This window comes from Niallia sp. CD-39, from assembly GCF_059874745.1.
The window spans coordinates 275470-293191 of record NZ_JCBCPS010000002.1; the positions used below are offsets into that span (position 1 = coordinate 275470).

The window sequence follows — 17722 nt, forward strand, 5'->3', positions numbered from 1 at the left end:
AGAAATTGTTAGAATGTCGTGAGAACGCTTGTCAAATTAAGCGCAGTTAAATGAAGACCCGAATAGAAAAAGCAATTAGTGCAGGGAAGAGTGAGACAACCAACTATGTATGCGGGCGTTTGTAAACAGTATGAAGCCAGGGGAAATCCCTGGCTTTTTAATCATCACTTTGTGAGGAATTCTTTGTCCGATGTTTATGCCTTTCATCTTCAGCCTCTTTTTTTATTTCTTTCAATGGAAGCTCATCTACAGGCATTGCGAGCTGATCAACTTCTTCTTGATGATTCTTGTCCTTCTTAAACTTTTGATCATCATATTTATTGTTCATGAGATCCCTCCTTATAGTTGTTATATGAATACCCTTAATTGACCTTGGGAAACGTCAATTTCCTTTATAGGTAAATTGTTGGAAGACGGTTTCTTCAGGAACTTTGAAGATTTCTTTCCCCGCTATTTCGTTAATGATTCGTTGGTTCCTTTGGACGCTAAGGCCTAAATTAGTCGCACTCGCTCCGTGTGAATGCTCGATGTTTGTTAGTGTGAAAATTTGCTCCTTGCGTTTATGTTTAAATTCGATCGCATAGTTGCGGCTCACTTTAAATCGTTTTTCATCTTCCCAAACGATCTCGCCATGGAACCGCTCTAGCCATTTTGGCAGATGCGGCTTATAGCCGGTTGCCAATATCACCTTTTCTGTTGGGTAGGAAAACGTTTTTTTATCATGTCTTTGTTCAAAAGTTAATTCATGGCCACTTTGTTTTTTTGTTATATCTTTTAGAGCAGTCGATGTTTGTATCGTCGTTCTCGGTGGATGGAGAATCGAACGGTTGTACAGGAGATTGTAAATTTCCTTAAGAAGCTTAGGATCAACCCCATTTCGCAAATTATCCAGTGTTTCTAAGCTTTCAAGCCTCTCTTCAAAAGAAAGCTGATGAAAATAGCTTTCATATTCTGGAGAGAACAGTTCCTTTCCTAACTTTGCATCTTCTTTTTGGAAGATTCCTGAGGAGCGTGTGAACCATGACAAGTGGTAATTATAATCCTGTTGTTCTCTTAGAAGATCATAAAACACCTCTGTTGCACTTTGTCCAGAACCGACGATGGTAATGGAAGAGCTATTTAATAGCTTCTGCTTATGCTCCATATATGCGCTTGTGTGAAGCACGTCTTCACTTTCTAAATCACTTGTATCTATAGGAATACTTGGGATGCTTCCTGTTCCTAATACGATGTTTCTCGTAAAGTACTTTTCTTCAGTATTGTTTTTCATATCGAGAATAATCATTTCATAGTATGAATTCTCACTAGGGTGCCAAAGTACATCCACAACTTTTTTATTAAATTGACAGCTAGCAAGCTGGGAAACAACCCATTTGCAATATTCATTATATTCCTGTCTAGGAATATCGAAGCGATTAAAGAAGTAAAACGGATATAAGCGGTTATGTTGATGCAAAAAGTTAATAAAGGAAAAGGGGCTGGTCGGGTTAGCAAATGTGACTAGGTCAGCTAAAAAAGGAGTTTGGAGATCCATTCCTTCGATCAGCATGCCGGGGTGCCAATCGAATGCTTCATTCTGGTCAAAGAACCGCGCGTCCACTTCTTGCACTTCATCAAGTAGTGCAGCTAAGCTTAAATTAAATGGCCCAATTCCAATACCAATAACATCGTAGATTTTCTTATTTTTCATCTTTAGGAGTCCTTCCGTTATAAACTTTCTATTATTTTCCCAAATGATTGAAAGGATAAACGAAAAAACAAGGCCTTTGTAAAGACCTTGTTTTTGGAAGGGTGCCATTATCTTGGGTTGTATTGAGTTAGCCCTGGACCTGAGCCAAATTGAGGATAATCGTATTCGATTTCTTCATCAAAAGTGACGTAGTCTAAATAAATCATAGGGATTAAATACCGAGTACCTGTTTCAGGATCGCTGAGGATGACGTGATCACGTCCAGCTGCTTCAATTATTCCTTTAAAGATTCGTGCATTCCATTCTGAGTTGTTTTCAAAAGTAGTGTAAATGGTAGCCAGTTTCCCTGCATTTAATCTTAGGATGTTCTCAATAAAGGATTGTTCCATTGGCAGCATTCCATGGCCAAGTGTTGCCAGTGTTTGTGGAGGAACACCTCCAGATTGTTGTGGTGGTTGAGTAGGTTGGTATACTGGCTGCTGCATTTGTTGAGTTGGATAGACAGGCTGTTGCCTTGGGGCGGTAAATGCTTGTTGCTGGTACCCGTAATAAGGGTTTTGATTATTGTTATTATAATTCGATTGAGTCACTATTCTTCCCTCCTAAATACGCTCTTCATTAGAATACAGTCGGACAATCAGCTTGAGTAGGTTGATAAAAACAATGTGATTTAAATCTGCCAGTGTTCCATTGGCCATACCATTGTGCAGGGCAGGCTCCTTCTGGCCTAAAAAACCAAAGTGAATTGCTTGCTGGATGCTCTCTTCGACCTTTCAAAGCTCTTCTAGCCAAGTCTATTTCGCCTTGCCTTGCCGCTTGATAAAAGTACCCTTTCTGTGTTGCCTCAAATCCACCTGGACTTTGAAAAACCATTTGTCGGATAGAGCGGACATCACGGAAGTCTAAGCAATCTCCCAACACTCTATTCACACCGACGTTCCCAACCATTAACATTCCAAGATTTCCTTCTCCTTCTGCTTCGGCTCTAATCAATCTTGCTAAAAGTTTTACATCTTCCTCTGTATATGGGATCACTCCCATGTATTCACCTCCTAGTATGCTGACTCCGTTGTAAGGTGAAAGATGAAACGAATCTTATGGGATTGATATCTAGTTCCACTATTTCATTTTTATGAAGGGGCTGTATCCTTTATGACAGAAACTAGCAGTGAAGCAATAAAAAAAGCTCTCAAAATTTGAGAACAAGGTTTTTGACAAACATTTTAAGACATTTTGAAGCGTTTAGTGATAATATTTTCCCTAAAAGACAGTAGACAAAATCGGAATCGATTTTGTCTACTTCATTGTTAAGAGCATTCAATTTTTAAACATGAAGGAAGTGAGCAACGCGGTCTTCTTCTAGAATATTACCAACGAAGAATGTTCCGAATTCCCCATAGCGAGCACTAACTTCATCAAAGCGCATTTCATATACAAGCTTTTTAAACTGAAGTACATCATCTGAGAACAGTGTAACGCCCCATTCGTAGTCATCAAAACCAACAGAACCACTAATGATTTGTTTTACCTTCCCAGCATATTGACGCCCGATCATTCCGTGGCTACGCATCATATTTCTACGATCCTCCATCGGAAGCATATACCAGTTATCATCGCCTTGACGACGCTTATCCATTGGGTAGAAACATACATACTTCGATTTTGGTAATGTTGGATACAAGCGTGCAAGGATTTCTGGACTTTGATATGGATCTTGACCTGAAGGTAAGTAATTACTTAATTCAACAACTGAGACATAAGAATGTGCAGGAATTGTATATTCTGCTAGTTTCGTTTTGTTGAACTCTGTTTCAATCTCGTTTAACTCTTCCATTGTAGGGCGTAAGATCATCATCATAAAATCCGCTTTTTGCCCAACTACTGTATAAAGAGCGTGGCTGCCTTGTTTGTCTGCTTGCGTTGTATTCCATTTATCTACTAAAGATAAAAATTCATGAATGGCTGCTTGGCGCTCATCGCTTGAGAGCATCTTCCAAATTGTCCAATCTACTGTACGGAAATCATGAAGGACGTACCATCCATCAAGTGTTTGTGCTGCTTCACTCATTCAAACCACTCCCTATGTAAGTTATACAAATACACCAATACTATAACATAGTTTGTCCTTAAAAAATGTGTATAAAACTTGAATACATTGTTTAAATGGTAAGGAAAAATTCTAGAAAATACTGAAAAGAAAGACATTTTTGGTTTGGTAAGTAATTGTTGTTGTTTTATTTGAAAAAGGTGTTGGGTAGAGTATTCTAATAGTGAGAGGATTAATGAACGTTTATAAATGACAAGGAGGGTATATATGGATTTATTTAATGGGTTAAAGGAAAAGGTTAAAGGTCATCAGTTGAAGGTCGTCTTTCCGGAAGGAACGGATGAAAGGATACTACGTGCGGCAAGCCGTCTAGCAGGAGAAAAGCTAATTACTCCAATTTTGATTGGAGATATTTTGGAGATTGAACATAGGGCGGAAGAGTTTAATCTCTCGCTTGAACATGCGGAGATCATCGACCCGAAGAATTACATTTTGATGGATTCATTAGTAGAATCTTTTGTAGAAAGAAGAAATGGGAAAGCAACAGAAGAACAAGCGCGTCAGCAATTGCTTGATGAAAACTACTTTGGAACGATGCTTGTCCATATGAATATGGCTCATGGTCTCGTAAGTGGAGCTGTCCATTCAACAGCTGATACGGTTCGTCCTGCGCTGCAAATAATTAAAACAAAAGAGGGTGTACGTAAAACTTCTGGAGTTTTTATCATGGTTAGAGAAAGTGAAAAGTACGTGTTCGCCGATTGCGCAATAAACATTGCTCCAGACGCAAACGATTTAGCGGAGATCGCAATTGAAAGTGCAAAAACTGCTGGAATGTTTGATGTTGAACCAAAGGTTGCGCTGTTAAGCTTTTCAACGAAAGGGTCTGCTCAATCTGAAGAAACGGTTAAAGTCGCAACCGCCTTGCAACTCGTACAAGAACGAGATCCACTATTAATTGTAGACGGTGAAATGCAATTTGATGCTGCATTTGTTCCATCCGTTGCAGCGAATAAAGCACCAGATTCTCCTTTGCAAGGTAATGCAAATGTATTCGTATTCCCAAGTCTTGAAGCGGGAAATATCGGCTATAAAATTGCTCAACGACTTGGCAACTTTGAAGCTGTAGGTCCTATTCTTCAAGGATTAAATAAACCAGTGAATGATTTATCTAGAGGTTGTAATGAAGAAGATGTATACAAGCTCGCACTCATCACAGCTGCTCAGGCTTTGGTTAAATAGAAAGACGACTTTTACAAAGAATGTAGGCAAACTTCTTTCGTTTTCCTACATTCTATTTTAAAGAAATTAATAAATGGAAGAATCATCGTAATTTTCCGATCGCTAACGACCCAATTAAAATAAACCACATTGGAATCATATATACGACTAACCAGCTAGTCTCGATTTGTTCGATGCCTAAAAACATCAAAGTTATTGCGGCAATGCTACTAATGTATAATATGATGACACAAGCCCATAACATCGCATCTTTCATATTATTTATCGTTCTCTCGTCCATATCTGGGATATTGTCTTTTTTTCGCTGAGCTTTGCGCCAGCTATAGAAAAATGAACTACCAAATGTCAATATAATCCCCAATGCTAATGCGAGTACAACAACCCAGAAATTCCAACCCTCGGCTTCGATCTTTGGCCTAGAAATAAAGACACCAATGAGCATACATGATCCTAATAGAAGATAAGTAAAAATCTCTACTTTTAATTGCTTTTTCATGATTCATCTCTCCTTAGTTCAAATAATTGATCAATCGGGACATCAAAATATTCGATAAGCTTTAAAGCAAGCTCAAGGCTAGGATTGTATTTATGATTTTCAATCGCTGTAATCGTTTGACGGGTAATCTGTAAATCTTCCGCCATTCTAATTTGAGTAATCCCTTTTTGATTCCTAATTTCACGTATATGATTGATCACCTTCATGGTTTTCTCCTTTGGGTGTAAAGATATATTTACATGCATTATACAATAATCATGTTTAGTATGTAAATATATCTTTACATTGACTTCCCAGTTGAGAAATGATTCCCTTTCATGGGCAGAATTTTGATGTTACCATGAATCTTGCTATAATATGTGTGGTTTACATAAGAATTCTATGAAGGGGCATGACATATGGAACAAGTTGAAAACTTATTGATGCAAAGAGAATGGCGTATGATTGATGAATCAACGAAGGGGTTGTATTTAAGTGCGCTTCATTCCTTTGGCATGGATGATACGTTATGTGCATCTGTCGGTGGTGGAATCGCCCCTGCTACCGCTAGGAGCTGGGTTCATGATCGCACGATCGTATTAGGTATTCAGGATACGAGATTGCCATATTTAAACGATGGGATTGACTATCTACAAAGCGAAGGGTATGACGTTATCGTTCGTAATTCTGGAGGGCTAGCAGTCGTATTAGATGAAGAAGTGTTGAATGTATCACTCATTTTCCGCGAAACTGAAAAGGGCATTGATATTAATCGAGGTTATGATGCGATGTGGGAATTAGTAAAGGAAATGTTTGCTGATTTTCCTGTCGATATTGAGGCGAAAGAAATTACACGTTCTTATTGTCCGGGTAGTTATGATCTTAGCATTAATGATCAGAAATTTGCTGGAATCTCACAGCGTAGATTGCGTGGAGGTGTTGCCGTTCAGATTTATTTATGTGTTCGAGGAAGTGGTGGAGAGCGGGCAAAATTAATTCAAACCTTTTACGAATTAGGTAGAAATGGGGAAGAAACGAAGTTTGACTATCCTGATATTGATCCGGCTGTAATGGCCTCATTATCAGAGCTGCTTGAGACAGAGCTGACAGTACAAGATGTGATGTTTCGCTTGCTGCAGGCTATGAAAAATAGAGGAGAAACGCTATTTAGTGGTGAGCTGAATGAAGAAGAGCAAGGGTTGTACGAAGGATATGTCAAGCGGATTATCGATAGAAATGAAAAGATCATGAATGATTATTAAAAGCCGAAAACGATAATGTCTTCGGCTTTTATAACGAATGGCTGCTGCCACCCTCTCCTATATAAACTTCTCTTTATTCTGCAACTTTTTCTAGGTTTCCATTGCGGTCCATTTTAAACTTCGTTGCAGGTCGTTCTTCTTCATCAAGTATAGCTAGTTTTCTTGCACGGTTCATAATGTTCATCAGTGTCTCGTAATCTTCTTGAATCGTTACACTGTTTTGCTCTAGTTTATGAATCTTTTCCTCTAAATGCTCATTTTTACGGCGCAACTCATCTGCTTCACGCTTTAACCTTTCATTCTCGCTTTTATAAAGATCGGATCTCATGCTTGAGTGTTTTAGAGTTTGCAAGTAGCCAATAACAGTGTCTAAATTGATGTTCTGAGGCTGATAATTGGTACTAATCGGATTGCTTACGTAGGTTAATTCATTGCTAGCTTCAACATTTGTGCTCATGACAGGCTCAGGTGTGTATTCATGTTGAGTTGATTGAGCATACATATCCTCGGTTTCACCTAATATAGGCTCTGGTGGTGAATAGAGTAGCTTCTTCTTCCCACCTTGGTCTTTGCCTAGGATTCTCTGCCTTTGCTTTCGTTGTTTTTTTGCTAGTTGTAGCGCTTTTTCATAGTTGTGACGTACAACAGCATTCCATCTGAAGCCACATGCGGCTGATGTTCTGTTTAACTGATCTCCAACTTCCTCAAAAGCGTTTAATTGAGTACTTCCTTCTCTAACATGCCTTAAAACTGTTTCAGCTAGTAATAAATCATTCTCATCTGTCCATGCATCTTGACGTACTTTCATCTACCTCAACTCCCTATATTTCATCGTTCTTTTGTTTAAAGGATTGACAGTTTAAGGAATCTTTATACATCTTGGATTAAAAGGATAGTAGAATTTTATTATCTTTAATTTTGAAAGGCAGTCTAGTAATTACGCAATATGGTAGAGTGAATGTATAACGTTTCTCCCTTTACATGTTAAAGATTGCACCTTGCAAATAGGTTGAAATAGCGGTAAAATACCTCTTAGCGAATAAACGGGAATGATATATTGGGAAGGAAAGGTTGAATGGGAATGGCAAACGAGTTTCGTGTTTGCGATGATTGTCAGGCTGTAAATTTAAAAACGTTAATCCCACGATTAAAAGAAGTAGATTGTGACGCTAAGATTGATATTGGCTGCCAATCCTACTGTGGACCAGGACGTAAAAAGACTTTCGCATTTGTCAATAATCGCCCTCTAGCAGCTTTAACAGAAGAGGATCTAATGGAAAAAATAAACAAGAAATTAAAATAAATCACCTTATGACAACGTCATGCGCTAGGTGATTTTTCTTTTTGTAATAGACACTGTTCTTTAATAACTAGAGAAGCTAATCTCTTTTTTTGCTTTTAAACAAATAGTGACATGATTCTGGAAAAATCGATATAATACTTCTATATATAGCCATGAAAGAATGGAGGGAAAGAATGTCTTACGCAAAAGAAAAATTAAGTGAAGAAAAGGTATTCAAAGACCCAGTCCATCGATATATTCACGTTCGGGATCGCTTAATATGGGACTTAATTGGCACAAGGGAGTTTCAACGATTAAGACGAATCAAGCAGCTCGGAACGACTTATTTAACGTTTCACGGAGCAGAGCATAGTCGATTTAATCACTCGCTCGGTGTGTACGAAATTGTACGTCGTATTGCGGATGATGTTTTCGTTAATCGCCCCGAGTGGAATGAAGACGATCGCATTCTAGCACTATGTGCAGCCCTTTTACATGATTTAGGACATGGACCGTTCTCTCATTCCTTTGAAAAAGTATTTGATTTTGATCATGAATATTTTACAAAAGCGATTATTTTAGGTGATACAGAGGTAAATGCCGTTTTAAGGAGAGTTGGTGGCAACTTTCCCAAAAAAGTAGAAGAAGTCATTGCGAAAACGTCAAAGAACAAGCTCGTTGTAAGTTTGATTTCGAGTCAGATTGATGCGGATCGTATGGATTATTTGCAGAGAGATGCTTATTTTACAGGTGTAAGTTATGGTCATTTTGATATGGAGCGTATTTTACGTGTGATGCGACCTAGAGAGGATCAGGTTGTGATAAAGCATAGTGGAATGCATGCAGTAGAAGATTACATAATGAGCCGATATCAAATGTATTGGCAAGTTTATTTTCACCCTGTTACGAGAAGCGCTGAGGTAATCTTAACGAAAATACTCCATCGAGCCAAAGACTTATATCATCAAAATTATTCATTCAAGCAAGAGCCCCATCATTTTTATTCATTTTTTGATGGCAACTTGACGATTAAGGATTATATACAATTAGATGAAGCAATCGTAATGTATTATTTTCAAATGTGGCAGTTAGAAGAGGACGGAATTTTAAAGGATTTATGTACGAGATTTCTTGACCGTAAGCTATTTAAATACGTAGAGTTCGATCCTGCTAAAGAGTATAAGAAACTTGCAAAGCTATCTGTCTTGTTTCAGCAGGCTGGTCTTGATCCGGAGTATTATTTAGTCGTTGATTCCTCCTCTGACCTCCCATATGATTTTTATCGACCTGGAGAAGAGGAAGAGAGATTGCCGATTCATCTCCAACTAAAGAATGGCGAAATAAAGGAATTATCAAGAGAGTCAGACATTGTTGACGCGATATCTGGTAAACGTAGAACGGATCATAAGCTTTATTATCCTCATGAGGTTTTACAACAAGAAAGTGACCTGATCAACAAAATTCGCAACCTATTAGAACTCAATTAAAGAATAGATTAGAAATGGATGAGGAGATGACTTAGTCTTGTTAAAGGATCACGCTAAATTATTGCATGCCATTGCAGCATCAGAAGAGGTTATCGGAAGAAAAAAGTTGCAAAAAATGATCTATATTGCTAAAAAAATTACTTTCCCTTTTCAAGAAAAATTCCAGTTTCATTTTTACGGACCTTATTCTGAAGAATTAACTCTCCGTGTGGAGGAATTATGTAATATGGGCTTCTTAAATGAAATAAAGGAAAAAAAGGGGGGGTATTATCAATATAAATATTCTCTTACTGATTCGGGAAAAGAGTTTTTATCAATAAATGAAGTGAAAATGCCGTTTTTAGAAGAGTGTTTAACAGATATGAATGGTCAAAATGCCCGTTTCTTAGAGCTTGTATCGACGGTTTTATATTTTGATAACTTATCAAAGTCTGAAGTTGTAGAAAAAGTTCAAACGTTAAAAAGTAAGCAAAAATACAGTGATGAAGAAATAGAAGAAGCATACACCTATATTCAAGCTTTACATCATAAGGTTAATCATTAATAAAAGAGGATTCAACATCATAGGATGCTGAATCCTTTTTAGTGAATGTTATTCGTCGCTTAGACGCTTTCCAGCAACAGCATAGTGGTTTTTAGGCATTTCCTCAATGAAAACTACAACTTTATCTTTTGAAGCACCTGTAGTCTCTGTCACTGCATCTGTCACCTTTTCAACGAGTGCTTTTTTTTGCTCTTCAGAACGACCTTCTAGCATTTTTACAGTAATATAAGGCATGAGATTTCTCCTAACATTATTTTTATTTGTAGTTTTCCATAAAAGAAAAGAAAGCGCAAGAAGTGTTTGTTCATTTTCACATTCATTATGCTTTCATGTATACTTTACAGTATATAATATCACTTAAGTTTCAAGAAATAGATAACCTGTTGAGAGAGCATAGGAGGCGGCGACATGACAGAAAAGAAAAAAACAAATATCGAGTTCAATATTATTAAAAACGATCCTACAGATGGCCACGGAGGCTTCGGAGTTGGATCACTTAGTCTTGATCATGTATCTCCTGTAATTATCGATGTCGAAGCTCGAGAAGCTTCCATTGAAATCGGAGCAATGCATGCGAGAAGTCCGGTTGAGAGAGGGATCAAGTTTTTAAAAACAAAAGAAGAGGTTCCAAATGGAAAGCCGTATTGGCTGATTTGGGTGACTATTGACCAAGGTAAAGAAGGACCATACTACGCAGGAGTTACAGCTTGTGAAATGACGGTTGACCGTTCAATACGAAGAGGCTATAAATCTTTACCAGAGCATGTAAATCGTATGGATAAATCAATCAAAAAGCATATTATTGTTGATCATATGGATCAGCCTTCAAAAGAAGTGCTACAAAACTTCTTGCAATCACATGATAATGGAATGTGGGAGAGATCACCTGAGCAGTTGAAGCAAGGATTGCAATAATAAAAGGTAAAACATCCCAATATATTGACGGTTTTGTGACAGTTTGCTGACGGACTTTTCTAACCACTTGCCCAATTCTGATAAAAAAAGTAAACTTATTTACAGTGCGAAGGCACTGTATAGTACTAGGACACGAAAAACCTCGGGAAACTTCCCGAGGTTTTTCATTTTACGGAGATATGGATTGTGTGGAAGCGCCACCAATAATTCGCTAATTGTTGAAGATTCGATGTTATGAACCTCACAGTAACTTCACTTTTAAGAACCCCAACGGAATAGCTTTTTATACCACGGTGTGGAAGGCTCCGTGTGCTCATGATGCTCATCTAGTGCTGGTGGTGCTTCTTCATGATTTGGTAAGTGAAGCATGCAATATTCAGTCGGTTCTGTTCCTGCAACAAAATAAGTTAATCTTTTATTTGGACAATCCTCAGTTGCTAGTAACCCACTTTCGGGTTCTATGTGCACACCAATCGTTCCTTTTGGTGGAGAGAAGTCCCTCTTCGGTAGACCCATATGTGCTTCTTCCATGAAATGAATCCACACATCTTTTGCAATCCTTTTGTCTACTGCACGTTCAATCTTTTGCTCACGATCATATCCAGTCCAAACGGTTGTAACGAGTTGAGGTGAAAACCCAATCATCCAATTATCGGTTTGCGTTGTTCCTGATTTTCCCGCATATACTCTTGTTTTCTTGTTTGCGATTGTGCTACCAGTTACACTTGCGTAGCCGTTTAAAGACGAATCAAATACTCCAGTCATCATATGTGCTGTAACGAAAGCATTTTTTTTGTCTAATACTTGTTTTGGTTCTTGTTCTACGGAGTATAGGAGATCGCCTTTATGGTTTTCAACTTTTGTGATAAAGACTGGTTTTACTTCTGTTCCTCCATTTGCAAACATACTATAGGCAGATGTTAATTCAATCGCTCGAACACCAGATGTCCCAAGTGCTAACGACGGGGCATTTGCCATGTTTGAGGTGATACCAAATCTTTTTGCTGTTTCAATCAGTACATCTTCTCCTAAAAACAAATGTGTCTTAACTGCATAAATATTATCTGAGAGAGCGAGTGCTTGAACCATAGGGATGTCCTTATTTGCATATTTGCTATTAAAATTCCTCGGAGTATAACTGGCGCGGCCGTCATCGTACATAAAAGTCGTAGGCTCGCTTCGTATCATTGTTGTTGGTGTAAAACCTTGTTCTAAGGCAGCATAATACAACAGTGGTTTGATTGTTGATCCAGGCTGACGTTCAGCTTGCGTAACTCGATTAAATGAGCTTTTATCATAATCACGCCCACCGATCAAAGCTTCGACAAAACCTGTAGTTGGATTCATTGCTACTAAACTAGCTTGAATTTCATTGTCCTCTGCAATAAATGCTTCAAAAGTTGCTTCAGCCGCACGTTGCTTTTCTAAATCCAGGGAGGTATAAACCCTCAATCCACCTAAAGCTATAACTGCATCCTCTAATTGAACGACATTTTTAAGTGCTTGCCTAACTGCATCTTGAAAATAAGGAGCCACCTCATCTCGAGTGTATAGATGCTTGCCTACATAGACTAATTTTTCTGCTAGAGTGGATTGAGCAGTTTCTTGATCAATATATCCTTGCTCTGCCATCATTGAAAGAATGATTCGTTGCCTACTCTTTGCTTTTTCTTCTGAAGCTAGTGGGGAATAAATGCCTGGACCTTTTGGAATGCCAGCAAGCATCGATGCTTCTGCTAATGTAAGCTCGCTTGCATCCTTTCCAAAATAAAATTGACTTGCTGCTTGTACACCGTATGCGCCACTTCCATAGTAAATGGTGTTTAAATACCCTTCTAAGATTTCTTTCTTCGTATAAAAAAGTTCAATTCTAATTGCATAGAATGCTTCCTTTATTTTTCTTTTCCATGACTTTTCATGCTCTAAAAATACGTTTCTTGCATACTGTTGTGTGATCGTACTTGCTCCTTGTACTTTTGCCATTGCCTTAAGGTCTGCCAGAGCTGCACCTGCAATGCGTTTATAATCTAAACCGTTATGCTCGTAGAAGTTTTGGTCCTCAATCGCAACAGTGGCATCTATTAAATCTTCACTTATGTCTTCAATATTCAACCAATACCTCTTTTGACCATTATGAGTTTCACCCACAACCGTGCCATCTGCTGCTAGAAAAAGAGTCGACTGAGGAACGGCTAATGGAGGCGCCCCAAGAGATTTTGCATAAATATAGGTGCCAATAAATAGAGAAATTGCAAACGAAAAAGCTAGAATGGCCATAATTACAAGTGCTCGAAAGATTTTTATTGTTTTATTAAAAACGGGTTTATTGGATAACTCCACTTGCCCACCTACTTTCTATAGAAGAATAAAGTAAAAACGTAAGAAGATACTGATGTATTGGTGCGATTTGATGGTATTTCGCCAATGATTACCGCTACACCTAGAGACATCAATTTTTTTAGTTTTTAATAGTATTTAATTTTCGGATCGTTTTTAAACATAAAATAAGAATAGAGGTATACGAAGTTTTCTTTACTTTTATAAGAGAATCCACTATACTTTTTTCGAGTTTGAAAAAGTTAGGCAAATTCTTGATTGGAAGGATTGATATAAATGGGTCTTTGGTTTACTGAAAAACAAACAGATCATTTTGGTATCACAATGAAAGTGAAACGCACTTTACATACAGAGCAAACAGATTTTCAAAAGCTAGATATGGTTGAGACGGAAGAATGGGGAAATATGCTTTTATTAGATGATATGGTCATGACATCGGTAAAAGATGAGTTCGTTTATCATGAAATGGTTGCGCATATTCCATTATTTACACATCCTAACCCGGAGAATGTTCTAGTCGTAGGTGGCGGAGACGGTGGGGTTATTCGTGAAGTATTGAAGCACCCTAGTGTTAAGAAAGCAACACTTGTGGATATTGATGGGAAGGTCATTGAGTATTCGAAGAAATATCTTCCAGAAATCGCAGGGAAATTAGACGATCCACGTGTGGACGTTCGAGTAGATGATGGATTTATGCATATTGCAAAGAGTGAGAATGAATATGATGTAATCATGGTTGACTCAACAGAGCCAGTTGGGCCAGCAGTAAATTTATTTTCTAAAGGATTCTATGCAGGAATTGCAAAAGCATTAAAAGAAGATGGACTATTCGTTGCTCAGTCTGACAACCCTTGGTTTAAAGCAGACTTAATTCGTACGGTTCAAAAAGACGTGAAGGAAATCTTCCCGATTACTCGTCTTTATACAGCTAATATTCCAACATATCCAAGCGGTATGTGGGCGTTTACAATTGGTTCGAAAAAACATGATCCTCTGGAAGTTGCAGAAGAGAGATTCCATGAAATCGAAACGAAGTATTACACAAAAGAGCTGCACAAGGCTGCCTTTGTTTTACCGAAATTTGTACAAGATTTAGTGAAATAAGAGAAGTTCGATAGAGTGAGGGATGTTCGATGCGTTTTGATGAAGCGTACTCAGGAAATGTATTTATAAAAAGTCATCCAAACTATGAGGAAGCTAAAGCCGTATTATACGGTATGCCGATGGATTGGACGGTAAGTTATCGCCCAGGATCTCGTTTTGGTCCAACTAGAATTCGTGAAGTGTCCATTGGATTAGAAGAGTATAGCCCGTATTTAGATAAGGAGCTAGGTGATATCCCTTATTTTGATGCTGGAGATATTCCACTGCCATTTGGAAATGCACAGCGCAGCTTAAATATGATCGAAGATTATATTGATCAGCTTCTTGCCGACAACAAATTCCCGTTAGGAATGGGTGGAGAGCATCTTGTTTCATGGCCAGTGATGAAGGCGATGTATAAGAAGTATCCGGATCTTGCTATTATCCATATGGATGCACACACCGACTTAAGAGACGAGTTTGAGGGAGAGCCTCTATCTCATTCGACGCCTATCAAAAAAGTGGCTAACTTAATCGGACCAAGCAATGTCTATTCATTTGGCATTCGCTCTGGGATGAAGGAAGAATTCGAATGGGCAAAAGAAGTGGGAATGCAAATTTCTAAATTTGAAGTGTTAGAGCCTTTAAAAAAAATACTTCCAACTTTAGCTGGGCGTCCAGTATATGTCACAATTGATATCGACGTCCTTGATCCTGCACACGCACCTGGAACAGGCACTGTTGACGCTGGAGGCATTACATCGAAGGAATTGCTTGCATCGATTCATGAAATCGCACATTCAGATGTTCAAGTAGTTGGAGCGGACTTAGTAGAGGTTGCACCAATTTATGATCCATCTGAACAAACTGCGAATACAGCAAGCAAGCTGATTCGTGAAATGATTTTAGGCTGGGTAAAAGAATAATAGCATGTAGCGGAGGCGATTTTAGCCTCCGTTTTTGTGTATCCTAATGTGGAAACGTGCGTCTAGATGTTTTATAATAGAAAGGTTATCGTATGTATAAAGGAAGTGCTACGAATGTCTGAACATATGCCTGTTAAGCTAAAGGTGAAAACGGCAATAAGGGACGGAAAAGAAAAACAAACTTTTGAGTTAACAGCTTTTGGACGATACTATCAAAAAGGTGACCAGCATTATCTTCAATATGAAGAAGTGATGGAAGAGGGAACAGCAAAAACGATTATAAAAATCGCTGAACAAGAGGCGCTGATTATGCGTAGTGGAGCGGTGAAGATGCGTCTTCCTTTCCGTTTAAATAAAACGTTAAGAGGGAGCTATGAGCTACCTTATGGTGTGTTTTCGCTCAGTACGCAGGCGAAGCGTATCGATCACCAATTTAACACTATAAAAGGCAACGGCTCAATTGAGCTTTTATATGAAATGAAAATGGATGGTTCCTTTACAGGCACTTATCATTTGTTGATTACAATGGAGGAGGATGTAACGTGAATATCGTTGAACAAGTGCAAGCAAAACTAAAAGAAGAAATTAAACAAGCAGTTATAAAGGCGAATCTTGCAACCGAAGAGCAAATCCCAGCAGTTGTTTTGGAAACACCGAAAGATAAAAGTCATGGGGACTACTCGACAAATATGGCGATGCAGTTGGCGAGAGTTGCAAAAAAAGCACCTAGAGCGATCGCTGAACAATTAATTGCAAACTTTGATCAATCTAAAGCTTCAATCGAAAAGATTGAAATTGCTGGACCAGGATTTATTAACTTTTATATGGACAATCGCTATTTAGTAGACTTAATCCCAGTTGTACTTGAAGCAGGAGATCAATACGGAGAGTCTAATTTTGGTGGAGGAGAGAAAGTTCAAGTTGAGTTTGTTTCAGCTAATCCTACTGGAGATCTTCATTTAGGACATGCACGTGGAGCGGCAGTTGGTGATTCATTATGCAATATTTTAGCGAAGGCTGGCTACGATGTATCTCGTGAATATTACATCAATGATGCAGGAAATCAAATCAATAACTTAGCTTACTCTGTGGAAGCACGGTATTTTCAAGCGTTAAATTTAGAAAAAGAGATGCCTGCCGACGGGTATCATGGCGAAGACATCATCGGGATTGGGAAGAAGCTGGCGGATGAATTCGGCGATCGTTTTGTTCATGAAGATGAGCAAAGCCGTTTTGAATTTTTCCGTGAGTATGGCTTAAAAGTAGAAATGGCAAAGCTAAAGAAAGATTTAGAAGAATTCCGCGTTCCGTTTGATGTATGGTATTCTGAAACCTCTCTATATGAAAATGGCAAAATCGATGTTGCTTTAGACACTTTAAAAGAAAACGGCCATATCTATGAAGAAGATGGAGCTACATGGTTCCGTTCAACAACTTTTGGTGATGACAAGGATCGTGTGATGATTAAGAATGATGGTTCTTACACTTATTTAACACCTGATATTGCGTACCATAAAGACAAGTTTGCCCGTGGATTTACGACATTAATTAACATTTGGGGTGCGGATCATCACGGCTACATTCCAAGAATGCAAGCTGCGATTGAAGCGCTTGGCTTTAAGCGTGAATCGTTGGAGGTTGAAATTATCCAACTTGTTCATCTTTATAAAGATGGAGAAAAAATGAAAATGAGCAAGCGTACTGGTAAAGCTGTGACGTTGCGTGATTTAGTGGAAGAAGTAGGCTTAGATGCAACACGCTATTTCTTTGCGATGAGAAGTGCAGATACACATCTAGACTTTGATCTTGACTTAGCAGTTTCGCAATCGAACGAAAATCCAGTTTACTACGCACAATATGCACATGCACGTATTAGCAGTATTTTACGCCAAGCAGCGGAACTAGGCATAACTCCAATGGCAAACGATGATTTCTCGTATATTTCAGCGGACAAAGAAATCGAAGTTTTGAAGAAGCTTGGTGAATTCCCGTTAGCGATTGCAGAAGCGGCAGAAAAAAGGATGCCACATCGCATGACAAACTACATCTTCGACTTAGCATCTACTTTCCATAGCTTCTACAATGCTGAGAAAGTAATCGATGCAGAGCAAGCAGATAAAACAGCTGCAAAACTAGCATTAGTAAAAGCTGTTCAAATTACATTGAAAAATGCATTAGCCCTAGTAGGAGTATCTGCTCCAGAAAAAATGTAAGAGAAAAGACACCCGTTTTGGGTGTCTTTAATTTTTTTTGTGATAAACTCGTGAACTTGCTAGATAAGTTTGAAAAATTGCTAGATAAAACTGGATTCTTGCTAGATAAACTCGAACATCTGCTAGATAAAACCGGATTCTTACAAGATAAATTCGAAAACCTGCTAGATAAACTAGAATTTGTGTTAGATATACCTTCACTTTCAAAATATCCGTCCA

At 38.3% G+C, this 17722-nt stretch carries 19 protein-coding genes and 1 pseudogene; 10 read left to right on the forward strand and 10 right to left on the reverse strand.

The window, feature by feature from the left end:
* Window positions 1–157: 157 nt before the first annotated feature.
* The 5 genes from AC6F34_RS07680 to hemQ form a co-directional block, all read right to left on the reverse strand.
* A complete protein-coding gene (locus tag AC6F34_RS07680; protein ID WP_500770684.1) occupies window positions 158–328 on the reverse strand; it encodes a YczO family protein in 171 nt (56 codons plus the stop codon).
* A gap of 54 nt (window positions 329–382) precedes the next feature.
* Entirely contained in the window at window positions 383–1690 is a 1308-nt protein-coding gene (locus tag AC6F34_RS07685; RefSeq protein WP_500770686.1) for a lysine N(6)-hydroxylase/L-ornithine N(5)-oxygenase family protein, read from the reverse strand.
* A gap of 107 nt (window positions 1691–1797) precedes the next feature.
* Window positions 1798–2280, reverse strand: a complete 483-nt coding sequence (gene gerQ, locus AC6F34_RS07690) for a spore coat protein GerQ (protein WP_500770688.1) — start codon at window positions 2278–2280, stop codon at window positions 1798–1800.
* A gap of 28 nt (window positions 2281–2308) precedes the next feature.
* A complete protein-coding gene (locus AC6F34_RS07695; RefSeq protein WP_500770690.1) occupies window positions 2309–2731 on the reverse strand; it encodes a cell wall hydrolase in 423 nt (140 codons plus the stop codon).
* Window positions 2732–3014: 283 nt separating this feature from the next.
* The gene (gene hemQ, locus AC6F34_RS07700; protein ID WP_500770692.1) at window positions 3015–3758 is read right to left on the reverse strand and encodes a hydrogen peroxide-dependent heme synthase; all 744 of its coding nucleotides are present in this window, start codon (window positions 3756–3758) and stop codon (window positions 3015–3017) included.
* Between the two features lie 246 nt (window positions 3759–4004).
* On the opposite strand from hemQ, the gene pta reads away from it, so the two are divergent.
* Window positions 4005–4979 (forward strand): phosphate acetyltransferase, encoded by a 975-nt coding sequence (gene pta, locus AC6F34_RS07705; RefSeq protein WP_500770694.1) that lies wholly within the window; start codon window positions 4005–4007, stop codon window positions 4977–4979.
* Window positions 4980–5061: 82 nt separating this feature from the next.
* Here the strand turns inward: pta and AC6F34_RS07710 are convergent, their stop codons facing one another.
* Together AC6F34_RS07710 and AC6F34_RS07715 are read right to left on the reverse strand one after the other, a co-directional pair.
* Window positions 5062–5475, reverse strand: a complete 414-nt coding sequence (locus AC6F34_RS07710) for a hypothetical protein (RefSeq protein ID WP_500770696.1) — start codon at window positions 5473–5475, stop codon at window positions 5062–5064.
* The gene (locus tag AC6F34_RS07715; protein WP_500770698.1) at window positions 5472–5681 is read right to left on the reverse strand and encodes a helix-turn-helix transcriptional regulator; all 210 of its coding nucleotides are present in this window, start codon (window positions 5679–5681) and stop codon (window positions 5472–5474) included. The genes AC6F34_RS07710 and AC6F34_RS07715 overlap by 4 nt, the downstream gene beginning before the upstream one ends.
* 192 nt (window positions 5682–5873) lie before the next feature.
* Between AC6F34_RS07715 and lipL the strand changes: the two genes are divergently transcribed.
* Window positions 5874–6716 (forward strand): octanoyl-[GcvH]:protein N-octanoyltransferase, encoded by an 843-nt coding sequence (gene lipL, locus AC6F34_RS07720; protein WP_500770700.1) that lies wholly within the window; start codon window positions 5874–5876, stop codon window positions 6714–6716.
* A 73-nt stretch (window positions 6717–6789) separates the two neighbouring features.
* Here the strand turns inward: lipL and AC6F34_RS07725 are convergent, their stop codons facing one another.
* Complete coding sequence (locus AC6F34_RS07725) at window positions 6790–7524, reverse strand: RsfA family transcriptional regulator (RefSeq protein ID WP_500770701.1); 735 nt, start codon at window positions 7522–7524, stop codon at window positions 6790–6792.
* A 273-nt stretch (window positions 7525–7797) separates the two neighbouring features.
* Between AC6F34_RS07725 and AC6F34_RS07730 the strand changes: the two genes are divergently transcribed.
* The 3 genes from AC6F34_RS07730 (at window position 7798) to AC6F34_RS07740 (ending at window position 10029) form a co-directional block, all read left to right on the forward strand.
* Entirely contained in the window at window positions 7798–8019 is a 222-nt protein-coding gene (locus AC6F34_RS07730) for a YuzB family protein (RefSeq protein ID WP_500770703.1), read from the forward strand.
* 173 nt (window positions 8020–8192) lie between these two features.
* Entirely contained in the window at window positions 8193–9485 is a 1293-nt protein-coding gene (locus AC6F34_RS07735) for an HD domain-containing protein (protein WP_500770705.1), read from the forward strand.
* A 37-nt stretch (window positions 9486–9522) separates the two neighbouring features.
* Window positions 9523–10029: a YwgA family protein gene (locus AC6F34_RS07740; RefSeq protein ID WP_500770707.1), complete on the forward strand. Its 507-nt coding sequence runs from the start codon at window positions 9523–9525 to the stop codon at window positions 10027–10029.
* A gap of 48 nt (window positions 10030–10077) precedes the next feature.
* Here AC6F34_RS07740 and thmT read toward each other — a convergent pair.
* A pseudogene (thmT, locus tag AC6F34_RS07745) lies at window positions 10078–10266 on the reverse strand (2-hydroxymuconate tautomerase); the annotation flags it as partial.
* 171 nt (window positions 10267–10437) lie between these two features.
* Here thmT and AC6F34_RS07750 point away from each other — a divergent pair.
* The gene (locus AC6F34_RS07750) at window positions 10438–10944 is read left to right on the forward strand and encodes a YwhD family protein (protein ID WP_500770709.1); all 507 of its coding nucleotides are present in this window, start codon (window positions 10438–10440) and stop codon (window positions 10942–10944) included.
* 258 nt (window positions 10945–11202) lie between these two features.
* Here AC6F34_RS07750 and AC6F34_RS07755 read toward each other — a convergent pair whose 3' ends face one another.
* Window positions 11203–13284, reverse strand: a complete 2082-nt coding sequence (locus AC6F34_RS07755) for a transglycosylase domain-containing protein (RefSeq protein ID WP_500770711.1) — start codon at window positions 13282–13284, stop codon at window positions 11203–11205.
* Window positions 13285–13557: 273 nt separating this feature from the next.
* On the opposite strand from AC6F34_RS07755, the gene speE reads away from it, so the two are divergent.
* From speE to argS, 4 genes are all read left to right on the forward strand, one after another.
* Entirely contained in the window at window positions 13558–14385 is an 828-nt protein-coding gene (speE, locus tag AC6F34_RS07760; RefSeq protein WP_500770713.1) for a spermidine synthase, read from the forward strand.
* A 29-nt stretch (window positions 14386–14414) separates the two neighbouring features.
* Window positions 14415–15290 carry an agmatinase gene (gene speB, locus AC6F34_RS07765; protein WP_500770715.1) on the forward strand — a complete coding sequence of 292 codons (876 nt, stop codon included), beginning with the start codon at window positions 14415–14417 and terminating at the stop codon, window positions 15288–15290.
* A gap of 114 nt (window positions 15291–15404) precedes the next feature.
* Window positions 15405–15836, forward strand: a complete 432-nt coding sequence (locus tag AC6F34_RS07770; RefSeq protein ID WP_500770717.1) for a YwiB family protein — start codon at window positions 15405–15407, stop codon at window positions 15834–15836.
* On the forward strand, window positions 15833–17503 hold the full coding sequence (argS, locus tag AC6F34_RS07775) for an arginine--tRNA ligase (protein WP_500770719.1): 1671 nt from the start codon (window positions 15833–15835) through the stop codon (window positions 17501–17503). The genes AC6F34_RS07770 and argS overlap by 4 nt, the downstream gene beginning before the upstream one ends.
* The last annotated feature ends 219 nt before the right edge of the window (window positions 17504–17722 follow it).

Coding starts and splice junctions, on each gene's coding strand:
- AC6F34_RS07680 (WP_500770684.1), bottom strand. CDS start 328: ATGAACAATAAATATGATGATCAAAAGTTTAAGAAGGACAAGAATCAT.
- AC6F34_RS07685 (WP_500770686.1), bottom strand. CDS start 1,690: ATGAAAAATAAGAAAATCTACGATGTTATTGGTATTGGAATTGGGCCA.
- AC6F34_RS07695 (WP_500770690.1), bottom strand. CDS start 2,731: ATGGGAGTGATCCCATATACAGAGGAAGATGTAAAACTTTTAGCAAGA.
- hemQ (WP_500770692.1), bottom strand. CDS start 3,758: ATGAGTGAAGCAGCACAAACACTTGATGGATGGTACGTCCTTCATGAT.
- pta (WP_500770694.1), top strand. CDS start 4,005: ATGGATTTATTTAATGGGTTAAAGGAAAAGGTTAAAGGTCATCAGTTG.
- AC6F34_RS07710 (WP_500770696.1), bottom strand. CDS start 5,475: ATGAAAAAGCAATTAAAAGTAGAGATTTTTACTTATCTTCTATTAGGA.
- AC6F34_RS07715 (WP_500770698.1), bottom strand. CDS start 5,681: ATGAAGGTGATCAATCATATACGTGAAATTAGGAATCAAAAAGGGATT.
- lipL (WP_500770700.1), top strand. CDS start 5,874: ATGGAACAAGTTGAAAACTTATTGATGCAAAGAGAATGGCGTATGATT.
- AC6F34_RS07725 (WP_500770701.1), bottom strand. CDS start 7,524: ATGAAAGTACGTCAAGATGCATGGACAGATGAGAATGATTTATTACTA.
- AC6F34_RS07730 (WP_500770703.1), top strand. CDS start 7,798: ATGGCAAACGAGTTTCGTGTTTGCGATGATTGTCAGGCTGTAAATTTA.
- AC6F34_RS07735 (WP_500770705.1), top strand. CDS start 8,193: ATGTCTTACGCAAAAGAAAAATTAAGTGAAGAAAAGGTATTCAAAGAC.
- AC6F34_RS07750 (WP_500770709.1), top strand. CDS start 10,438: ATGACAGAAAAGAAAAAAACAAATATCGAGTTCAATATTATTAAAAAC.
- speE (WP_500770713.1), top strand. CDS start 13,558: ATGGGTCTTTGGTTTACTGAAAAACAAACAGATCATTTTGGTATCACA.
- speB (WP_500770715.1), top strand. CDS start 14,415: ATGCGTTTTGATGAAGCGTACTCAGGAAATGTATTTATAAAAAGTCAT.
- AC6F34_RS07770 (WP_500770717.1), top strand. CDS start 15,405: ATGTCTGAACATATGCCTGTTAAGCTAAAGGTGAAAACGGCAATAAGG.